The 19448-nt window shown below is 35.8% G+C and carries 18 protein-coding genes; 7 read left to right on the forward strand and 11 right to left on the reverse strand.

The window, feature by feature from the left end:
• From rfbA to GQN54_RS03305, 3 genes are read left to right on the forward strand one after another with little or no spacing between them, the layout of a single operon-like run.
• Entirely contained in the window at window positions 1-864 is an 864-nt protein-coding gene (gene rfbA / locus GQN54_RS03295) for a glucose-1-phosphate thymidylyltransferase RfbA (protein WP_160631963.1), read from the forward strand.
• A 2-nt stretch (window positions 865-866) separates the two neighbouring features.
• A complete protein-coding gene (locus GQN54_RS03300) occupies window positions 867-1802 on the forward strand; it encodes an NAD-dependent epimerase/dehydratase family protein (protein ID WP_160631966.1) in 936 nt (311 codons plus the stop codon).
• Entirely contained in the window at window positions 1803-2777 is a 975-nt protein-coding gene (locus GQN54_RS03305) for a polyprenyl synthetase family protein (protein WP_160631968.1), read from the forward strand. It begins immediately after the preceding gene.
• Here GQN54_RS03305 and GQN54_RS03310 read toward each other — a convergent pair.
• Window positions 2774-3682 (reverse strand): TIGR01777 family oxidoreductase, encoded by a 909-nt coding sequence (locus GQN54_RS03310; protein ID WP_160631971.1) that lies wholly within the window; start codon window positions 3680-3682, stop codon window positions 2774-2776. The two genes, GQN54_RS03305 and GQN54_RS03310, sit on opposite strands and share 4 nt — an antisense overlap.
• A 71-nt stretch (window positions 3683-3753) precedes the next feature.
• Here GQN54_RS03310 and GQN54_RS03315 point away from each other — a divergent pair, with 71 nt between their 5' ends.
• The 3 genes from GQN54_RS03315 (at window position 3754) to odhB (ending at window position 8214) form a co-directional block, all read left to right on the forward strand.
• Window positions 3754-4125, forward strand: a complete 372-nt coding sequence (locus GQN54_RS03315; RefSeq protein ID WP_160631974.1) for a hypothetical protein — start codon at window positions 3754-3756, stop codon at window positions 4123-4125.
• A gap of 85 nt (window positions 4126-4210) precedes the next feature.
• Window positions 4211-6943 carry a 2-oxoglutarate dehydrogenase E1 component gene (locus GQN54_RS03320; RefSeq protein WP_160631976.1) on the forward strand — a complete coding sequence of 911 codons (2733 nt, stop codon included), beginning with the start codon at window positions 4211-4213 and terminating at the stop codon, window positions 6941-6943.
• Between the two features lie 26 nt (window positions 6944-6969).
• Entirely contained in the window at window positions 6970-8214 is a 1245-nt protein-coding gene (odhB, locus tag GQN54_RS03325) for a 2-oxoglutarate dehydrogenase complex dihydrolipoyllysine-residue succinyltransferase (RefSeq protein ID WP_160631978.1), read from the forward strand.
• A gap of 55 nt (window positions 8215-8269) precedes the next feature.
• Here the strand turns inward: odhB and nhaA are convergent, their stop codons facing one another.
• The 3 genes from nhaA to GQN54_RS03340 all read right to left on the reverse strand — a co-directional run bounded on the left by nhaA (window position 8270) and on the right by GQN54_RS03340 (window position 11747).
• The gene (gene nhaA / locus GQN54_RS03330; RefSeq protein ID WP_160631980.1) at window positions 8270-9604 is read right to left on the reverse strand and encodes a Na+/H+ antiporter NhaA; all 1335 of its coding nucleotides are present in this window, start codon (window positions 9602-9604) and stop codon (window positions 8270-8272) included.
• A 101-nt stretch (window positions 9605-9705) separates the two neighbouring features.
• On the reverse strand, window positions 9706-11070 hold the full coding sequence (locus GQN54_RS03335) for a T9SS type A sorting domain-containing protein (protein ID WP_160631982.1): 1365 nt from the start codon (window positions 11068-11070) through the stop codon (window positions 9706-9708).
• Between the two features lie 44 nt (window positions 11071-11114).
• A complete protein-coding gene (locus tag GQN54_RS03340; protein ID WP_160631984.1) occupies window positions 11115-11747 on the reverse strand; it encodes a NifU family protein in 633 nt (210 codons plus the stop codon).
• A 77-nt stretch (window positions 11748-11824) separates the two neighbouring features.
• Between GQN54_RS03340 and GQN54_RS03345 the strand changes: the two genes are divergently transcribed.
• Complete coding sequence (locus tag GQN54_RS03345) at window positions 11825-12337, forward strand: gamma carbonic anhydrase family protein (RefSeq protein WP_160631986.1); 513 nt, start codon at window positions 11825-11827, stop codon at window positions 12335-12337.
• A 73-nt stretch (window positions 12338-12410) separates the two neighbouring features.
• Here the strand turns inward: GQN54_RS03345 and GQN54_RS03350 are convergent, their stop codons facing one another.
• The 7 genes from GQN54_RS03350 to GQN54_RS03380 all read right to left on the reverse strand — a co-directional run bounded on the left by GQN54_RS03350 (window position 12411) and on the right by GQN54_RS03380 (window position 19448).
• Window positions 12411-12914 carry an OmpH family outer membrane protein gene (locus GQN54_RS03350; RefSeq protein ID WP_160631988.1) on the reverse strand — a complete coding sequence of 168 codons (504 nt, stop codon included), beginning with the start codon at window positions 12912-12914 and terminating at the stop codon, window positions 12411-12413.
• 42 nt (window positions 12915-12956) lie between these two features.
• Window positions 12957-13484 (reverse strand): OmpH family outer membrane protein, encoded by a 528-nt coding sequence (locus GQN54_RS03355; protein ID WP_160631990.1) that lies wholly within the window; start codon window positions 13482-13484, stop codon window positions 12957-12959.
• Window positions 13485-13539: 55 nt separating this feature from the next.
• Window positions 13540-16056 (reverse strand): outer membrane protein assembly factor BamA, encoded by a 2517-nt coding sequence (gene bamA / locus GQN54_RS03360; RefSeq protein ID WP_160631992.1) that lies wholly within the window; start codon window positions 16054-16056, stop codon window positions 13540-13542.
• Complete coding sequence (locus GQN54_RS03365; RefSeq protein WP_160631994.1) at window positions 16053-16799, reverse strand: isoprenyl transferase; 747 nt, start codon at window positions 16797-16799, stop codon at window positions 16053-16055. Before GQN54_RS03365 ends, bamA begins: the two co-directional genes overlap by 4 nt.
• A 51-nt stretch (window positions 16800-16850) precedes the next feature.
• Entirely contained in the window at window positions 16851-17549 is a 699-nt protein-coding gene (gene porG / locus GQN54_RS03370; RefSeq protein ID WP_160631996.1) for a type IX secretion system protein PorG, read from the reverse strand.
• A gap of 51 nt (window positions 17550-17600) precedes the next feature.
• On the reverse strand, window positions 17601-18488 hold the full coding sequence (locus GQN54_RS03375) for a DUF6089 family protein (protein WP_160631998.1): 888 nt from the start codon (window positions 18486-18488) through the stop codon (window positions 17601-17603).
• Between the two features lie 81 nt (window positions 18489-18569).
• Window positions 18570-19448, reverse strand: a complete 879-nt coding sequence (locus GQN54_RS03380; protein WP_160632000.1) for an NAD kinase — start codon at window positions 19446-19448, stop codon at window positions 18570-18572.

Here is a 19448-nt window from a genome sequence, read left to right on the forward strand (position 1 = left end):
ATGAAAGGAATAATTTTAGCCGGTGGGTCTGGTACACGTTTACATCCATTAACTTTAGCTGTGAGTAAGCAATTGATGCCAGTTTATGATAAACCAATGATTTATTATCCGCTCTCAACGCTAATGAGTGCGGGTATTAATGAAATACTAATTATTACAACTCCACATGATAGCGGCAGTTTTAAAAAGTTATTGGGTGACGGGAGTCAATTTGGATGTAGATTCGAATTTGCTATACAAGAAGTTCCCAATGGATTAGCTCAGGCCTTTATAATTGGAGAATCTTTCATTGGAAAGGATAGTGTTGCTTTAGTGTTGGGAGATAATATATTTTATGGAACTGGTTTAGAAGAAAATCTGCAACAACACCTTGATCCGAAGGGCGGAGTCGTTTTTGCTTACCATGTTTCTGACCCAGAAAGGTATGGAGTTGTTGAATTTGATAAAAATAAAAACGCTCTTTCTATAGAAGAAAAGCCAGATGTGCCTAAGTCTAATTATGCTGTACCAGGTTTGTATTTCTACGATAATTCTGTGATTTCGATCGCAAAGGAGCTAAAGCCTAGTGCAAGAGGAGAGTATGAAATTACTGATGTAAATAAAGAATACTTGAAAAGGAAAGAGTTGAAGGTAGCAATTTTGGATAGGGGTACTGCTTGGTTAGATACCGGTACTTTTGATTCATTAATGCAAGCGGCCCAGTTTGTTGAAGTGATTGAGCAGCGACAAGGATTAAAAGTTGGTTGTTTGGAAGAAATTGCTTTTAGAATGGGTTATATCGACCAGAAACAGTTGCACAAACTAGCTGAACCACTTGTAAAAAGTGGTTATGGAAAATACTTAATGAATTTGACCAAAGATTAATAATGACCCAAAAAAATATTTTAATTACTGGAGGAGCCGGATTTGTCGCTAGTGCAATGGCAGAAAAATTGGCACAAGACGTTTCCAATACTATTGTAATTGTTGATAACCTACTAACGGGAGATATAGCTCGAGTTCCAAAAAAAGATAATGTCAAGTTTATAAAGGCTGATGTCAATCGATTGGAAGATATATCAGGAGTATTCTATGCTTTTTCTTTCGATTATGTATTTCATTATGCTGCGGTGGTAGGGGTTAAGAGAACGATTGATAATCCTGTGATGGTTTTAGATGATATAACAGGTGTTAAGAATGTATTAAGTTTATCCAAAAATACTGGAGTGAAGAGAGTTTTCTTTTCTTCTTCTTCTGAAGTTTATGGCGAGCCTGTAGAAATGCCACAGAACGAGCATACTACCCCGCTGAACTCTAGGTTGCCGTATGCAATCGTAAAGAATGTTGGTGAGGCTTTCTTGAAATCATATAAAAAAGAATTTGATTTAGATTATACCATATTTAGGTTCTTCAATACCTATGGGCCGAAGCAAAGTAAAGATTTTGTAATCAGCAAATTTGTTGCAAAAGCATTGAAGGGTGAAGATATTACCATTTTTGGTGATGGGATGCAGACTAGAACTTTTTGTTATGTTGAAGATAATATTCAGGCTTGCTACAATGCATTCAAGAATGATGAAGTAATGAATGATGTGATAAATATTGGGAATGACAACGAAATGACTGTTTTGGATTTGGCTAAAACAATTATAAAGTTATCAGGCTCTTCCTCTAAAATAGTGCATTTACCTCCATTAGAGGAGGGGGATATGAGTAGAAGAAACCCTGACATATCTAAAATGAGGAAGTTGCTTGGTCGGGAATTGACGGATATCGAAACCGGCTTAACTAATGTTATTAATAATCCTTCATTTATACTTTAAATGCTTTCTTTCAAACAGGCTTTTTTAGAGGTTGAAAAATTTATAGCGGAAGCTGATTTTAGTGGAAATCCCACTGAGTTGTATGATCCAATTTCGTATAGCATGAACTTAGGAGGTAAAAGGGTTCGACCTGCTACTTTGTTAATGGTTGCCGATATCTTTGAAGCGAATAAACTAGATGCGCTTCATGCAGCAATGGGAGTAGAAGTGTTTCATAATTTTACCTTGGTTCACGATGATATCATGGACGAAGCCCCTTTGAGAAGAGGACAAGATACCGTTTACAAAAAATGGAATAGAGATATTGCTATTCTATCTGGAGATGTAATGTTTGTTAAAGCGGTAGATTATTTTCTAAAATTACAACCGGCTGAAAAGATGGGGAGGGTTCTTCGTGTTTTTAATAAAACAGCTGCTGAGGTTTGTGATGGACAACAAATGGACATGAACTTTGAAACTACAGAAGAGGTTTCAATTCCGCAATATCTGAGAATGATAGAGCTGAAAACCGCAGTTTTGTTGGCTGCTAGTTTAAAAATAGGAGCAATAATTGGTAAAGCCTCTGAGGAAGATGCTGATAACATTTATGAATTTGGAAAGAATGTCGGGATTGCGTTCCAACTACAAGATGATTACTTAGATGCTTATGCTGACCCTCGGAGTTTTGGTAAGCGAGTTGGAGGGGATATCATCGCAAATAAAAAAACATATTTGTTACTAGAAGCAATGAACTTAGCCAATGAAGAGCAGAAATTGGAGTTAAAATCTTGCTTGGATGGAGAGTTAAGTGACGACGATAAAGTAAATAGAGTAAAAGCAGTCTACGACCAGTTGAAAATACCTCAATTGAGTCAGTTAAAGATGAAAACGTATTTCGATAGAGGGATGGAGGCATTAACAAAAGTGAATGTTGCTCAAGAAAAGAAACAGCCTCTAATGGACATCGCAGAAGAATTGATGTATAGAAATATTTAGCCGTTATAAAGTTCTTGCAAAGCAGAATTGAGTTTGGAGAAATCGTACTTGAATCCAGCTTTCTTAATTTTTTCGTTTGAAACTCTACTTCCATTTAGTACCATGAGCGATCTTTGGCCGAGAATAACTTTCATAACAAATGCTGGAACGTTTGGCAATATAAGTGGCTTTTTCAGAACCTGTGCAACCGCTTCTGTAAATTCTTTATTGGTAACATGCTCATCAGCACAACCATTATAACTGCCTTTTAGTTTATGCTCCATTTGAAAAATGAATTGATTGCAAATATCCCTAATGTGAACCCATGGCATGTACTGTTTGCCATTACCAAGAGGAGCTCCTGCATACAATTTTATAGGGAAAGCTAATTCTTTAAGCGCTCCTCCTTCCGTGGATAATACTAATCCAATTCGAACTGCTGATGCGGGAATGTTTATTTCATTAAACTGAAAAAGAGCTTTTTCCCATTTTTGACAAGTGTTTCCTAAAAAATCTTCACTTGGCGGATCTGTTTCATTGTAGATGTGGTCAGAAGTGTTAAATCCATAGTATCCAACGGCTGAGGCAGATACTGCAGATTTAAAGGGAAGGTTGTGTTCTTTCGTTATATTAAATAGAAAGTTTAAGGACTCTACTCTGCTTCGCACAATTTCTTCTTTTCTTTCTTCTGTCCATTTTTTGTCTGCAATTCCTGCTCCTACTAAATTAATCAGATAATCATATTTTTTTACCTGTTCAATATCAATCGTTTTTTTCTTCAAGTCCCATACAATAGTTTCTACATTTGGATTGCTTGAGGCGCTTCTGCTAATGTGACCTACTTTGTAACCCTTTTCGATTAAAAGCGTTGTGAGAACTTTTCCAACTAAACCACTCCCTCCACTGATTAATACTGATTCTGCCATAATTTTGATGTTTTATTTTAAAACACGCATCTTTGTTTGATGTTCAAATTTAATGAATAGAACCTCCGAAAATGATACCAACAATCCAACAAATTGAAAATTATAAAAATGAACAAGTATTCTTGAATGAAACTTTTCTTCAATTAAAGAAAGATACAGATCGAGCTGGAATAGATTTGGAGGTTGAGGGCAACCAAAACTGGAGTTTTCAAGGTTTGTGTGAATTACTGTTGCCAATCGTTAATCGACAATTCGAATGCCAATCTGAAAAAATTTTTGCTCTTTTTTATTTAATTGATATTCCAGAAAAGGCTATTAAGGCGGCTTTAGATGATCAAACCGAAGGAGGGGTGTCGCATGCTGTAACAAAACTCATCATCGAACGAGAACTGTTAAAAGTGCTCACAAGAGCATATTTTAGCAATAAGCTGAAGAAGCCGTAAATTTCATCTTTTAGAAAATGAATATACCAACGTTGGTAGGTAATATTTCTTTAATTTTGAAGTGTTCAACCATGTAAAGACTATAATGGATAAATTTTCCTATCTGAGCAATGCAGACGTAACTGCAATCGACACTGTTTATCAACAATATCTTAAAGATCCAAAGTCTGTAGACGAAGGATGGAGCAAATTTTTTGACGGGTTTGAATTCGCAAGAAAAAACTACGAGCAAGAAGTTAGTGCACCTTCAGGTTCTTTAAATTTTGATAAAGAGTTTAAAGTTATCAACCTAATTAATGCATATCGATCTAGAGGCCATTTGTTTACAAAAACAAATCCAGTTAGAGAACGAAGAAAGTATACTCCTACTTTGGATGTTGAAAATTTCGGGTTAACCCAAGAAGATCTTTCTAAAGTGTTTCAAGCAGGAACTGAAATCGGTCTAAAAGATGCAACATTACAGCAAGTAATAGACTTTTTGAAAGAGACCTATTGTCACTCCATTGGAGTAGAATATATGTACATCCGAAAGCCAGATAAGGTAGATTGGTTGAAGAATAAAATGGAAGGTTCTAAAAATAAAGGAACTTTTACTAATGAAGAGAAGAAGCATATATTGCATAAACTAAATCAAGCCGTAGTATTCGAACAATTCCTGCATAAGAAATTTGTTGGTCAAAAACGATTTTCTTTAGAAGGTGGTGAGTCATTGATTCCTGCCTTAGATGCAGCTATTGAACTTGGAGCAAAAGAGGGTGTTGAAGAGTTTGTCGTTGGAATGGCACATAGAGGGCGATTGAACGTTTTAGCTAATATATTCAATAAGACTTACAAAGATATCTTTAGTGAGTTTGAGGGAAAGGAATACGAAGACAATCTATTTGATGGGGATGTAAAGTATCACTTAGGTTACTCTTGTGATATTAAAACTGATTCTGGAAAAGATGTGAAGCTAACACTTTCTCCTAACCCATCTCACCTGGAGGCTGTAGGTCCTGTTGTAGCAGGGATTGCCCGTTCAAAAGTTGACCAGTATTTGCATGACGACCAAAAAATTGTTCCAATTATCATCCACGGTGATGCCTCAATTGCAGGGCAAGGGGTTGTGTATGAGTTGATTCAAATGGCATCTCTTGATGCTTATAAAACAGGGGGAGCTATCCATATCGTAATTAATAACCAAATTGGTTTTACTACCAACTATTTAGATGCAAGGTCTAGTACGTATTGTACAGATGTAGGTAAAGTAACTTTGTCCCCTATTTTTCATGTAAATGGAGATGACCCTGAAGCTGTGGTTTATACCATTAAATTAGCATTAGAGTTTAGACAGAAATATAAAAAGGACGTTTTTGTTGACTTGTTGTGCTATAGAAAATATGGTCATAATGAAGGAGATGAGCCAAGGTTTACGCAACCTTTATTATACAAGGCCATCGCTAAACATAAGAACCCAAGAGAGATTTATTTGGATAATCTAATTTCGTTAGAGGTTTTGAATAAAGAAGCTGCCAAGCAAATGGAGAAGAAGTTCAATGACATGCTTCAAGATCGTTTGACAGAGGCCAAACAAATCGAAAAAGCTGTTATCACTCCATTTTTAGCTGAAACTTGGAAAGGTCTTAGAGAATCTACAGATGCGGATATGCAACTTTCTGTTGATACATCATATGATAAGAAGAAATTGATAGAAGTAGGTAAAAGTATCAGTACACTTCCATCGGATATGAATTTTTTCAAAAAGTCGGAGAAATTGTTCAGTGAACGATTGAAAATGATTGAGTCAGAAGTCATAGATTGGGGAATGGCAGAATTACTTGCCTACTCAACTTTACTAACAGAGGGTTTCCCAGTAAGAATGACTGGTCAAGATGTGGAAAGAGGAACTTTTTCACACAGACACGCTGTATTAAAGGTAGAAGACTCAGAAGAAGAGTATATTCCACTAAATCATATTCCCGATACTAAAGAGAAATTTGAAATCTATAATTCATTATTATCAGAGTATGCTGTTTTAGGGTTTGAGTATGGCTACGCCATGGCTACTCCATATGGGCTAACCATTTGGGAAGCTCAGTTTGGTGATTTTAATAATGGTGCTCAAATTATTATAGATCAGTTTTTAAGCAGTGCAGAAGATAAATGGAAAAGTCAGAATGGGTTAGTTATGTTGTTGCCTCATGGTTATGAAGGTCAAGGTGCAGAACATTCAAGTGCTCGCTTAGAAAGATTCTTGACTTTATGTGGAGATTATAATATGCAAGTTGCAAATTGTACTACTCCAGCAAACTACTTTCATATATTAAGAAGGCAACTAAAGCGTGAATTTAGAAAGCCCCTAGTAATGATGACTCCGAAAAGTTTGTTGCGTCATGCGAAATGTGTTTCTACGCTGGATGAGCTAGCCACTGGAAAATTCCAAGAGGTGATTGACGATGTTGAGGTAAAGGCACAAGAAGTGAATACTATCGCATTCTGTTCGGGTAAAATCTATTATGAATTAATTGAAAAAAGAGAAGAGTTAGGAGCTAACGATGTTGCAGTTGTTAGAATGGAGCAATTCTATCCATTTCCTCAAAAACAGGTTGATGCAATTTTAGAAAAGTATAAACAAGCTAAGAATACACTGTGGGTTCAAGAGGAGCCTGAGAATATGGGAGCATGGTCTTTTATCTTAAGAAATTTTAAATCAAAGGTGATTAAATTAATTTCGAGAAGAGAAAGTGCAAGTCCTGCAGCTGGCTCGTCTAAAGTTTTTGCGAAAAGACAAGCTGCTGTTATTAATGGAGTATTTGAATACAGCGAAGTAAAAAAATAAAAATTTTATCATAGTCAATTTATATTATGGCATACGAAGTAAAAGTTCCTTCACCAGGAGAGTCCATTTCAGAAGTAGAAATAGCAACATGGATGGTTGCAGAAGGAGATTATGTAGAAAAAGATGATGTAATTGCTGAGGTAGACTCGGATAAAGCAACATTAGAATTAACAGCTCCCGAAGCAGGAACCATTACTTTCAAGGCAGAGGAAGGTGATACTGTTGCTGTAGGGGATGTGGTTGCAGAAATTGATACAGATGCTAAAGCGCCTGCGAAATCTGCAGATACTGCACCTAAAGAGGAGAAAAAGGAAATTTCAAAGGCAGCAGAGCCTGCGCCACAGAAAGTAGAGAGCAGTAATACAAGTAGTCACGCTGTGGGTCATCCTTCTCCTGCTGCAAGAAAATCAATGAGCGAGAATGGAATCGCACCAAATAAGGTGTCTGGTTCAGGAAAAGGCGGAAGAATTACGAAGCAAGATGTGTTGAGTGCAATGGCTGCAGGAATTTCAGCTGACGCTGCACAAGGATGGGGAGGAACTCGAGATAAGCGTAACGAAAAAATGAGTACTCTTCGTCGCAAAATCGCTGAAAGATTGGTTTCTGTGAAGAATGAAACAGCAATGTTAACTACCTTTAATGAGGTAGATATGAAACCTATTATGGATTTAAGGGCTCGATATAAAGAACAATTTAAAGAGAAGTTAGGCGTGAATTTAGGATTTATGTCTTTTTTCACAAAGGCTGTAACAGAAGCTTTAAATCATTACCCTGCTGTTAATGCTATGATAGACGGACAAGAAGTGGTATTCCATGATTATGCTGATATAGGAATTGCTGTGAGTTCACCAAAAGGACTGATGGTTCCTGTTGTAAGAAATGCGGAGCAAATGAGCTTGGCAGAAATTGAAGCAGAGATTAAGAGATTGGCCATAAAAGCTAGAGATGGTAAAATCTCAATAGATGAGATGACAGGTGGAACGTTTACTATCACCAATGGTGGGGTTTTTGGTTCAATGATGAGTACGCCTATTATTAATCCTCCGCAAAGTGCAATACTTGGGATGCACAATATAGTTGAACGACCTGTTGCAATTGATGGAAAGGTAGAGATTCGTCCAATGATGTATCTCGCATTATCATACGATCATAGAATTATTGATGGGAAGGAATCAGTTAGTTTCTTGGTAAAAGTGAAAGAAATGATCGAAAATCCTGCTAGAATGATTTTTGGTGGTAAGAATCCAGAAGAAGTGTTGTTGGGATTGTAAATCAGAATACAAACTAGAAAGATTGTGGCTGAAAGTATTATACTTTCAGCCTTTTTTATTTGATATTATGAGCAGAGAATCTTAGTACAAGGTATCCTCCAAACCCTGAAATCAACGAAGCAACTAGTATAGCCATTTTGGCTTGCTCTTTCATTAATGCATCTGTAAAAGCTAATTCTGAGATAAAAATAGACATCGTGAAACCTATACCTGCCATTAACCCAATCCCAATCATTTGCGTCCATGTAGTATTGGGAGGAAGTATTGATACTTTGAGTTTGACTAGTAGGTAAGATAAAAACACAATACCGATTGTTTTTCCTAGGATCAGTCCAAGTGCTATACCTAAAGAAACATTACTGAATAGAGAACCGATTATTTCTTGATTGATAATTAAGCCAGCATTACTCAATGCAAAGAGCGGTAATATCAAATAAGCTACAATTGGATTCAAAGCATGTTCCATTTTTTGTAAAGGTGTCTCCGCCATTGCCCTGGTTTCTTTCATCTGCTCTAGAATGTCTTGTTGTTCTTCCGTTACAAAGGTGCTGTCGGTCCGCTTTGCGTGTTTAAACTTATCGATTAAAAATTGCAATTTTTTTAAAAAAAGACCTTCGTCAATTTTTACTCTTGCAGGAATAGCTGCTGCGATAAGAACACCTGCGAGCGTAGCATGCACCCCTGAAAGTAAAAAGGCAATCCATAAACCACAAGCCCCAATGATAACATAGAATCCACTTTTACGAATACCGATGAGGTTGCCAATCACTAGGATGGCAAAGAATAAGCCTCCCCATTCTAAAAAATTTATGTATAGATTTTCGGTATAAAAAAATGCAATTACTAATACGGCACCTAAATCGTCTACAATCGCTAATGCCGTTAGAAAAACTTTTAGTGCTATAGGAACACGTTTGCCCAATAAGCTTAGAACTCCTAAAGAAAATGCAATATCAGTCGCCATAGGAACTCCCCAACCTGATTCTCCTGCTGTGCCGTTATTAAAGAATAAATAGATGATGGCAGGAAAAACCATACCTCCAATTGCGGCAGCGATCGGTAATGCAGCTTTTTTAGGAGATGATAAATCCCCAGCCATAATCTCTCTTTTAATCTCTAATCCTACCGTAAAGAAAAAGATGGTCATTAATCCATCATTAATCCAATAATGCAATGATTTTTCAATTGAGAAACTACCTACACTAAAACCGATGACATTTTCCCACAGGTGATGATATCCTTCTGCATCAATGAAGTTAACCCAAATTAGGGCAATTATTACTGCTAGGAACAGTAAAATTCCAGATGATGCTTTGTTTTTCAGTAAATTGTCTACTGGTTTTAATAAAATGTCAATTGGTGATCGGCGGTTTGGCTTGAGAAAGTTCACAGTTGTAATATTTTTTCAGAAATAATCGCAAAGATCATTCCTTTAAAACTTTACTCTTAGAAATCTCTGTTAAACAAGGTTAGTATTTCACTTTTTTTAACCTATTTACGAATCACTTTTTGCGTTGCTATTCCATCTGGTGAGATAACTCTAATTATTAAAGAACCGGTACTGCCATTTGTTGGAATCTTTTGTAGAATGGTACTTTTGCCGCTAGAGAAAAAACCTTTATTCTCGTAATGTAATCTCTTTCCTAAAACATCGAGTATTTCTATATAAACAGGGCCATTTGAGGTTAAATCAAAAGATAGTGAAATCTCATTTGTCTCAATAGGATTTGGATACACTTGAAGGTTGTCTGAAAGTAGATTATTCTCTCTAACACTTGAATTTAAGGAACCATATATATGATCTACATATGTAGTTTCTGCAGAGCCAAAACTATTAGAAACGGTAAATTTTATAGTGTAATAACCAACATTCTGAAATACAATTTCAGGTCGAGGAGAATATCTATTAGAATTATTGACAAAGTAAAAAGTTGACGGTGTAATGCTATAGTTGTAATTAGTTCTTTCAATATCAATAGTCTGACTAATTAGTTGGACTGTGTCTTCGTTTATTTCAGGGAAAATTGAAGAAGTGGTAAAGTGTGCTTTTGGACTAAGGTCTTTAGAAACTGGTCGATAGCTATCTTTATAAATCATAGTAGTTGGAACAAATTCACCGTTGATTTCAGTTCCGTTTATTTGCATAATCGGGATTTTAGATCCAGGCGCTAACCACTTGTATTCTATAGTGTGAGTATTTGCTGCAGAAGGCTGACCATTTACGTTAACAGAATCTCTAGTAAAAACTTCAGTTTTTACTCTAATACTATTAAAAGTTCCAAATGGGGTTGTAATACTACCATATGAATCTACCGTGTTTTTACGATATCCTTTACTTATATATGAGCCAACAAACAATATACTCTTGGAAAAATAGAAGTTAGAACTGTCAACATCTCCATAATTTAAAGGAAATTGATAAATCTCGTCTGGATTAGAAAACGTGTTGGCAATCGTAAGTACACTGTATTTGGCTGCTAATCCAACCCGAGTAAATCCTTGAGTTGTATTTTGATAGAACTCGTAAACTTTTGTAACTACGTTACCTTCAATTTTTAATGTATCTGTTGCCTTCCGTCCAAAATAACTATTATTGCTAAAGTCTGAATTATAGGGTGTTTGCCCTTTTGGTAAATAGCTTACAACACCCTGAACTTCGGGCTCAATATGAGAAAAGTCCCAGTTTACATTTGCTCCCGAAATATTAAAAGTTACTTCAGATGCTGAATCTAAAATAGCGGCACTATATCTAAGTGTATCTCCGCTAACAGGTAAGTCTGTACTGGTAATAGTAATTTGGCCAAAGCTACACTTTGTCAGAATAATTAGCGAAATTAAAGCGAGTTGTCGTTTCATTATGATAGATTTTGTACCAAGTTAATTATAAACTAAATAAAAAGCTATCCATTAATGGCTTCGACTTGTTTTACTTCAGGAAGCATATCCATTAAAAGATTCTGGATTCCGGTTTTTAATGTCATAGTAGATGAAGGACAACCGCTGCATGCTCCTTTTAGAACTACACTTACCACCCCATCCTTAAACTCATGAAAATGAATAGCCCCTCCGTCACTTTCTACTGCCGGGCGAACATATTCGTCTAAAATCTCTGTGATTTTAATTTCAATAGGGGTTAAATCTTCCTTTCTAGGCGAGTTTATAGTTGTTTTTTCAGGATTAGGTTCGCGTTTATGAACTGCTTTGGATTCGGCTAATTTCTCTTTATCTATAATTTTTGAACCTTCAGCATTTAAAAAATCTCCAATAAATGCTTTTAATTCAAGTAAGACATCATCCCAATCTACTAGACTAGACTTAGAGATACTTATAAAGTTACTAGCAATAAAAACACCCGTAATAAATGGGAAAGTAAATAATTCTTTGGCTAAGTCTGATACTTCCGCTTCCGTCTTATTGTTGAATTCATATACTTCACCATCCACTATCAAATATCTATTCGATACAAATTTCATTGTAGCGGGGTTCGGTGTGCTTTCAGCGTATATACTATGTGGTGCAAGTTTTACTTCCATGTTCTTTTATTTTTTACAAAGGTATTAAGAATTGTGCGGCTTTCTTCCGAAATTTGAGTCTACATTAACAACGTATTATGGCATTAATAAAAGCGGTACAAGGAAAAGCACCCCAAATAGGAGAGAATAGTTTTATAGCAGAAAATGCTACAATAGTTGGAGAGGTTATTATTGGCAAAGAATGTAGCATTTGGTTCAATGCTGTCATTAGAGGAGATGTCAACTTTATTCGAATGGGAGATAGGGTGAATGTACAAGATGGTGCTGTAATCCATTGTACGTATCAAAAGGCTGGAACTACCATAGGAAATAATGTTTCGATTGGTCACAATGCATTAGTGCATGGATGTACTATTCATGATAACGTATTAATTGGTATGGGATCAATAGTGATGGATAATTGCATTGTAGAGAGTAACTCCATTATTGCAGCTGGTGCTGTATTATTAGAAGGGACTCATGTGAAGGAGGGAAGTGTGTATGCTGGTGTTCCTGCAAAACTGGTAAAACAAGCTGATCGTGCCTTAATTGATGGTGAAATCAATCGGATTGCACAAAATTATGTGAAGTATTCTTCCTGGTTCAAATAAAGAAGAAAGCACTAGTGAGTATTGATAGGGGAAATCAAAAAAGGCAGCTCAATTAGAACTGCCTTTTAAAATGTTATATTAAGCCAAGCTTCTTCTTTACCTTGCTCATAATATCTTCTGAATCTTTCGCATACAATAGAAAGCCTGCACTTGAATCAAATACATAAGTATATTGTCCTTCTTTTGCTACTTCTTCGATTGCATTTTTAACTTTAGTGATGATAGGCTCCAAAAGTTCTGTTTCTTTCTTCGCTAAGTCCTCTTCAGCCCCTGCTCTAAATTCTTGAATTCTTCCTTCCATGTCACGAATTTCATTTTCCTTTGCCTTTTTTATCGGCTCTGACATATTTGACTGGTTTGCCTGGTAATCTGCATATTTAGCCTGTAGTTCCTTCGACATTTTTTGCAATTGTTCTTCTAATTGCTGAGTATAAGCTTGAAAATCTTTTTCTGCTTGCACCTTCTCGGGCATTATCGAAAGCAATTCGTTTGAATTTACGTGTCCAAACTTTTGTGCAAAACCTACAGTTGTAGTTGCTAATAATGCTATAAGTGTGAAAATTTTAATGAACTTCATTGATAGATTGTTTGAAATGTTATTATTGGTTTTAATAGTGGATTACTTAGATTGGCTTGGACTGTATCCTAATCGTTTAATGACATCGTCACTTTTGTCGTATTTAGGGTTGGTATAAATTAATGTTAATGCACTAGATTTATCAAAGATAATGGCATATTGACCAATAGATGAAATTTCTTTAACAGCTTTGTATATTTCATCTTGTATTGGCTTAATTAACTCTTGTCTTTTTTTGAATAACTCTCCGTCAACTCCAAATTTTGACTTTTGAAAATCTTTTGCTGCTTGCTCAGCTTTGATGATGTCTTCTCTTCGTTTGGTCTTCATCTCTTCTGTCAACAAAATTTCTTCTGCTTGATAATCTTTGTACATTTTATCAATTTCAGAATATTTACGTTCCACTTGCTCTTGCCATTGTTTTGACAAATTATCTAAATCGGTTTGTGCAGTTTTGTACTCAGGAATATTACTTAAAATATACTCGGTATCAATGTATGCAAACTTTTGAGCAAAAGCAGAAGTTGCTGCAATTAAAATAAAGGCTAATAGTACTACAATTCTTTTCATTTTTTTCAATTTTAGTTCGACTTAAATTAAAAGGGTGTGCGAATTTAACTTTTTTCTACCACCCATTTAAGCTACCTCCAATCGTGAAGTGAATTTCAGTTCTTTTATCTGGATTAGAACCTGGAACATCGTCAAAACGATAGCCCCAATCAAGCCCAAGCAATCCAAACATTGGCATAAAAATTCTGACTCCAACTCCTGCTGCTCTTTTCACCTCAAAAGGATTAAAGTCATTGAAGGCTGCCCATGAATTTCCTGCTTCTGCAAAAGCTAGGCCATAAATTGTAGCTGATGGATTTAACGATACAGGGTATCTGAGTTCCATCGTATACTTGTTAACAATAGTTGCACCAGTAGAAGGGGAAAGATCTCCATTTCCATAACCACGTAATGCAATAATTTCTCTACCATCTAATGCGAATCCGCTAAGACCATCACCACCCAAATAGAATCTTTCAAAAGGTGATTGACCTAAACTTTGATTATATTGACCTAATACACCAAAACCCATTTTAGTGTTTAAAACTAAGTCTCCGGCAATACTGGTAAACCAAGAAGTATTAAATTTCCATTTGTGGTATTCAATATACTTATACTTTTCTTGAGCTGAAATAGCATCATAATCTTTATCAGGTTGGAATAGTGAGTACGGAGGGGTAAATTGGACACTCAATGAGGTTTGTGACCCTGATCGAGGATAAATTGGCGCATCAATAGAGTTCCTAGCAAGTACTGTTTTAAAGCTTAAGCTGTTAGCAAATCCATTGGAGAAAATAAAATTCGATCCAGCATTTTGAAGAGTATAGTATTGATAAGAGACTTCATTGTAAAGCGTAAAAAAGTCATCAGGTACTTCTAATCTTCTTCCAAGACCTACTGATGCTCCAGAAGTTTGAATGGCATACCTCAAAGGATTGTCAACCATTTCCCCTTCGGAATCCAAAACTTTCTTGTCAAGTCCATTAGTTTGATTAGAGTGATAAACACTAACACTTAGAGAGTTTGGTTTTCTTCCTCCCAGCCATGGTTCTGTAAATGAAGCATTATAAGATTGAAAATAACGCCCATTAGATTGCGCTCGCAAACTTAACTTTTGTCCATCTCCGGCGGGTAATGGCTGCCAAGCCCCTTTTTTAAAGAAGTTACGCGCAGAAAAGTTATTGAATGATACTCCTAAACTTCCAACCACTCTTCCTGCTCCCCATCCTCCGGAAAGCTCAATTTGGTCGGATGGACGTTCCTCAACAACATACTCAATGTCTACGGTCCCATTTTCTTGATTAGGAATTGGGTTTACTCCCAAGGTTTCTTGGTTAAAGTATCCTAACTGGGCTAATTCTCTTTGTGTTCTAATGATGTCAGCTCTACTAAATAGTTCTCCTGGACGAGTCCTAATTTCTCTTAGAATTACGTGGTCATTCGTTTTTGTATTTCCTGTTATGGTAATACTATTGATGGTCGCCTGTTTGCCTTCTCTCAATCTAATTTCAAAATCAATAGAATCATTTCTAACTCCTACTTCTACGACATCAGGTTGAAAAAATAAGTATCCTTGATCTAAATAAAGAGAACTTATGTCTCGTCCATTAGGATCCATGAAAATGCGTTGATCCATTAACTCTTGATTAAAAACCTCTCCCTCATCTATGTTGAGGATTCTATCTAACTCTTCGTTAGTGTACTTCGTATTACCAACCCATTTTATTTTTCCAAAATAGTATTGTTTCCCTTCTGAAATTTTTAAGAATAGTTGGATGTTTTTTTCATCAATTTTTTGGATGGAATCAGAAATGATTTTGGCATCCCGATAACCTTTTGCATTGTATTTGTCGATGATGGCTTGTTTGTCTTTTTTGAAGGCTGGTTTTACAAGCTTTGATGTTTTAAAAATATTGTAGAACCTCTTTTGTTTAGTGTCTTTCATTAATCGGCGCACTTTTTTGTCTGAAAGTGCTTCGTTACCTTCTATAAAAATTTCTTTTATTTTAACTCGTTCCCCTTTGTCGACTTTAATGGTAAGAATGATACTGTTGTTGATAAGTGTATCAACTTCTTGCACTAAATTCACTGTTGTATTTAAATAACCTTTATCGGTATAATACTTCTTTACTTTATATTCTGTACTTTCTATTAGGCTTTGGGTAATTAATTTTCCTCTAACTAATTTAATCTCTTCTCTTAACGTTTCTTGTTTTCCTTTCTTGACCCCTACAAATTTAAATTTTGACAACCTAGGTCGCTCTTGAATATAAATGTCTAAGAAAATTTTATCTCCGATAATTTCCGTAGCGGAAATTTGAATATCTGTAAACAAATCTTGTTTCCAAAGGTTTGTAATCGCTTTAGTGATTTCATCTCCTGGAACTTTTATTTCTTTTCCAATCTCTAATCCTGAAATAGCTCTTAATGCATTATTATCAAAACTTTGTACTCCAGAAACTGTTACACCACCTATGGTAAAAGTTCTAGGAGTGGAGTAATCGATTAAATCCAATCCTGGACTAGTTGAAATTTGACCATAGCCAGTCAGTCCTATTGATAGCAGAGCTACAAGGATTAAAATATTCTTCATGCGTTGGTTGGGGTTTCTAGTTGCTCACTCGTTTTTCCAAATCTTCTTTCTCTCTGTTGGTAACTGAGAATAGCCTCTTCTAAATCTGCTTTTCTAAAATCTGGCCAAAGGGTAGGAGTGAAATAGAGTTCAGAATAGGCAATTTGCCATAAAAGAAAATTGCTAATTCTATGTTCGCCACTTGTGCGAATTAATAATTCAGGATCAGGAAATTGAGCTGTACATAAATTAGACTGTATGGTGCCTTCATTAATTTCTTCAGGATTTAATTCGCCATTTTTGACTTTGTTAGCAATCGTTTTCATTGCTTGGGTAATTTCCCATTTAGAACTATAAGACAAGGCTAATATTAGGTTCAGTCCTGTATTGTTAGAAGTTTTCTCTATCGAGCTCAAAAGCTCTTTCTTGGCTAAGTTTGGCAAGTTGTCTAAATTTCCGATGGCATGTAAACGGATATTATTCTTATTTAGTGTCTTTGTTTCTTTACTTATTGTAGTAACTAACAAAGTCATTAATGCTGTCACCTCAGCTTTTGGACGATTCCAGTTTTCTGTTGAAAAGGCATAGAGAGTAAGGTGTTGAATGCCAAGTTCCGCAGCACCTTCTGTTACTTGTCTAACAGATTCAACTCCATTTTTATGTCCAAAAACTCTTGCCTTGCCTTTGTTTTTGGCCCACCTACCATTACCATCCATGATAATTGCAATATGACTAGGGAGTTTACTTTTATCGATATTACTCATTAATATTTTCCTGCTAAAAATGCTTACAAATATCCAATTAATAGTTGGCAATTAAAAATTGGAGGGACAGACGTTTTTCTTCGTTAATCTATAGTTTAAAGAGACACCAATTATTGAATACCAATCGTTGTCATAATCTTTTCCATTTTCAAAATCTGGTAGTTCTAAATTATTGTTGATTAAGCCGTCGATGTTGTCTCTTCCTGTTTTTCTGAAGCCCCACTCGGCAGAAAGCCCAAACCTTGAGAATAAGTTAACTTTAAATCCGACTCCAAAAGGGATAGCCACTCCCCATTGTTTGATGTCTTCTGATCTCACATCTACTCCATCTTGAGTGGTTTGAGGATTGTATTGAAATGCAGATAGTCCCACGAATAAAAATGGAGAAAACGGTTGACTCCAGTCTCCGATCGTATACTTCATGAAATTAAATTCGATTTGGGTGGATAATTCTAGAAGGTTGGATTCAAATTCTGCATTTCTGATTTGACCAAACTCTAAATCTGCAATGTCATCATTGCCCCTGATCTTAGTATAAATAGCGGTTGCTTTTAAAGCATATCTAGGATTTAAGTTGTATCTAAAAACTCCTCCAAAAGCGAGTCCTCCACCATCAGAACTAAACTGCTGCGTTGGGTTTAATTCTCCGTTATAATTGCCTTTTCCTAATAAAATTCCCATTTCTGGAATTTTCTGTCCATTACAAAAGACACTCAATAAAAGTAGAAAAACACTAAAGAAATATTTCATGCGCTAAAGTTCGTAAAAGCAATTAACGTAGTAAAGAAATAAATAGTGTATTTAGAATTTTGGTCGACTTCTTCTTCTAGCCAAAATCTTCTTTGTGACAGTAACCGTTCCTGTCATGAAGGCGTCATTTTGGGAAGGATCACCTCTTGTTTCACCTTGCGCACCATTCCCTAGTTCGCCACTAGAGATTAATTTTTCAATATCTCTATTGCCTCCATTAGCAGCTATAATTGCTTCTGTATCATAGAATTTTCCACTTACATCATCGATGTAATCTGAATATGTAATGCGATACATAAATTCTAAACCAATTGTCCAATAACGATCAATCGATTTTGCAACACCTATTCCGAGAGGTATAGTCAATGTGGTGCGTTTGTATTTGCTTTTTTGTCCTGGTAGTCCTTGGCCTTCGGTTCCGATTGGTTGAAGAGCAACATATTTGCCATTCAATTCAGCTTTGGGATTAAAATACATAAACCCAATACCACCTAAAAGGTAAAAGTCCATTTTTAAACCTTTGTTCCCTCTAACTCCTCTTAATCGATAAGCACCATTTCTAGAGTTTTGTAAAAAGTAGAATTCGGCCATTAGGCTTGCTTCCCAAAAATGAGATCTAAAGTTTAAATCTCTCCTTCTTCTTTGCTCTTGTTTGGTATTCTTATCATCACCTTTTAGAAGACCCCAAGTTAAACTACCTCTGGCACTTATGAATTGATTCAACTGATATTTAACTCCAGCATTTACAGTCATTCTTGTAGCTGCGATGTCAAGGTCTGTAAAGTCATGGGCTCCGATATCATTGCCGCCTCCAAGGTCTCCTAAAAAGTTCGTAACCCCGACACCACCGTATACTTGTTTACGATATCTTTTCCATAGCTGAGCGCTAACAAGTGTTGGGATAAAAAGAAATAATAAAATGATGGAATACTTTTTCATAACTCTAAGTCTGCGCAAATATAAAAAATCAATGTGAATTTTACCCCATTTTTCGATTAATGGTAATATTAAGTAGTTATGTTATTTATTGCGTTGGTCTAACCCCCAATTTAATTTGTTGCGCAAGCTAGAAATAAACGACTGATTTGGAAGTTGAATCAAGGAAATAGTGAATTTAGCTTTTTGAACAACGATAGATTCTTTGGCAGTTATAACTTTTGACCTAAAATCCAATGCCAGTAAACTTTGCTTAGCCCTACTTTCAACAGTAAACCGTAGGACAGAGGAATCGGCAATTACTATAGGCCGAACATTTAAATTGTGGGGAGCAATTGGTGTTAGTGTAAAGTTTCCTGTGCCAGGCATTATTATTGGACCTCCGCAACTCAATGAATAGGCTGTGGAGCCCGTTGCAGTAGAAATAATAAGTCCATCTGCCCAATAGGAATTTAAATGACAATCATCGATATATGTATGAATGGTAATCATACTTGAAGAATCTCTTTTAAGTATACTCAATTCGTTTAGCGCAAAATTGGTATCACCAAAAAGGTTACTTTCCGTATTTACTTCCAATAATGTTCGGTGATCTAGTTGGTAGTCTTTATTACTGATGCATTCAATGGCATATTCTATTTCTCCTGGTTTAGTGTTCGATAAAAAGCCAAGTCTGCCGGTGTTTATTCCTAAAATGGGGATGTTTAGATCACGGACTAGTGTTACAGACTCCAATATTGTTCCATCTCCTCCTATAGAGATAAAGGCATCAAAGGATTGGTCGAGCTCAGCGTAACTACTAAAAGGAATAATAGCCTCGTCATTGGTTAATCCAACAACTTCATTTTGAAAATTAGAAAAGACATAAATATCAGCAGATTTATTTTTTAAACATTGGAAAAGCATTGATACGCTTTCCTTGTTCCCATCTGCCAATTTTCGGCCATAAATAGCTATTTTCAT

Origin of the sequence: Acidiluteibacter ferrifornacis (genome assembly GCF_009909615.1) — a bacterium.
In the GTDB taxonomy this organism is placed as follows: Bacteria; Bacteroidota; Bacteroidia; order Flavobacteriales_E; family Vicingaceae; genus Acidiluteibacter; species Acidiluteibacter ferrifornacis.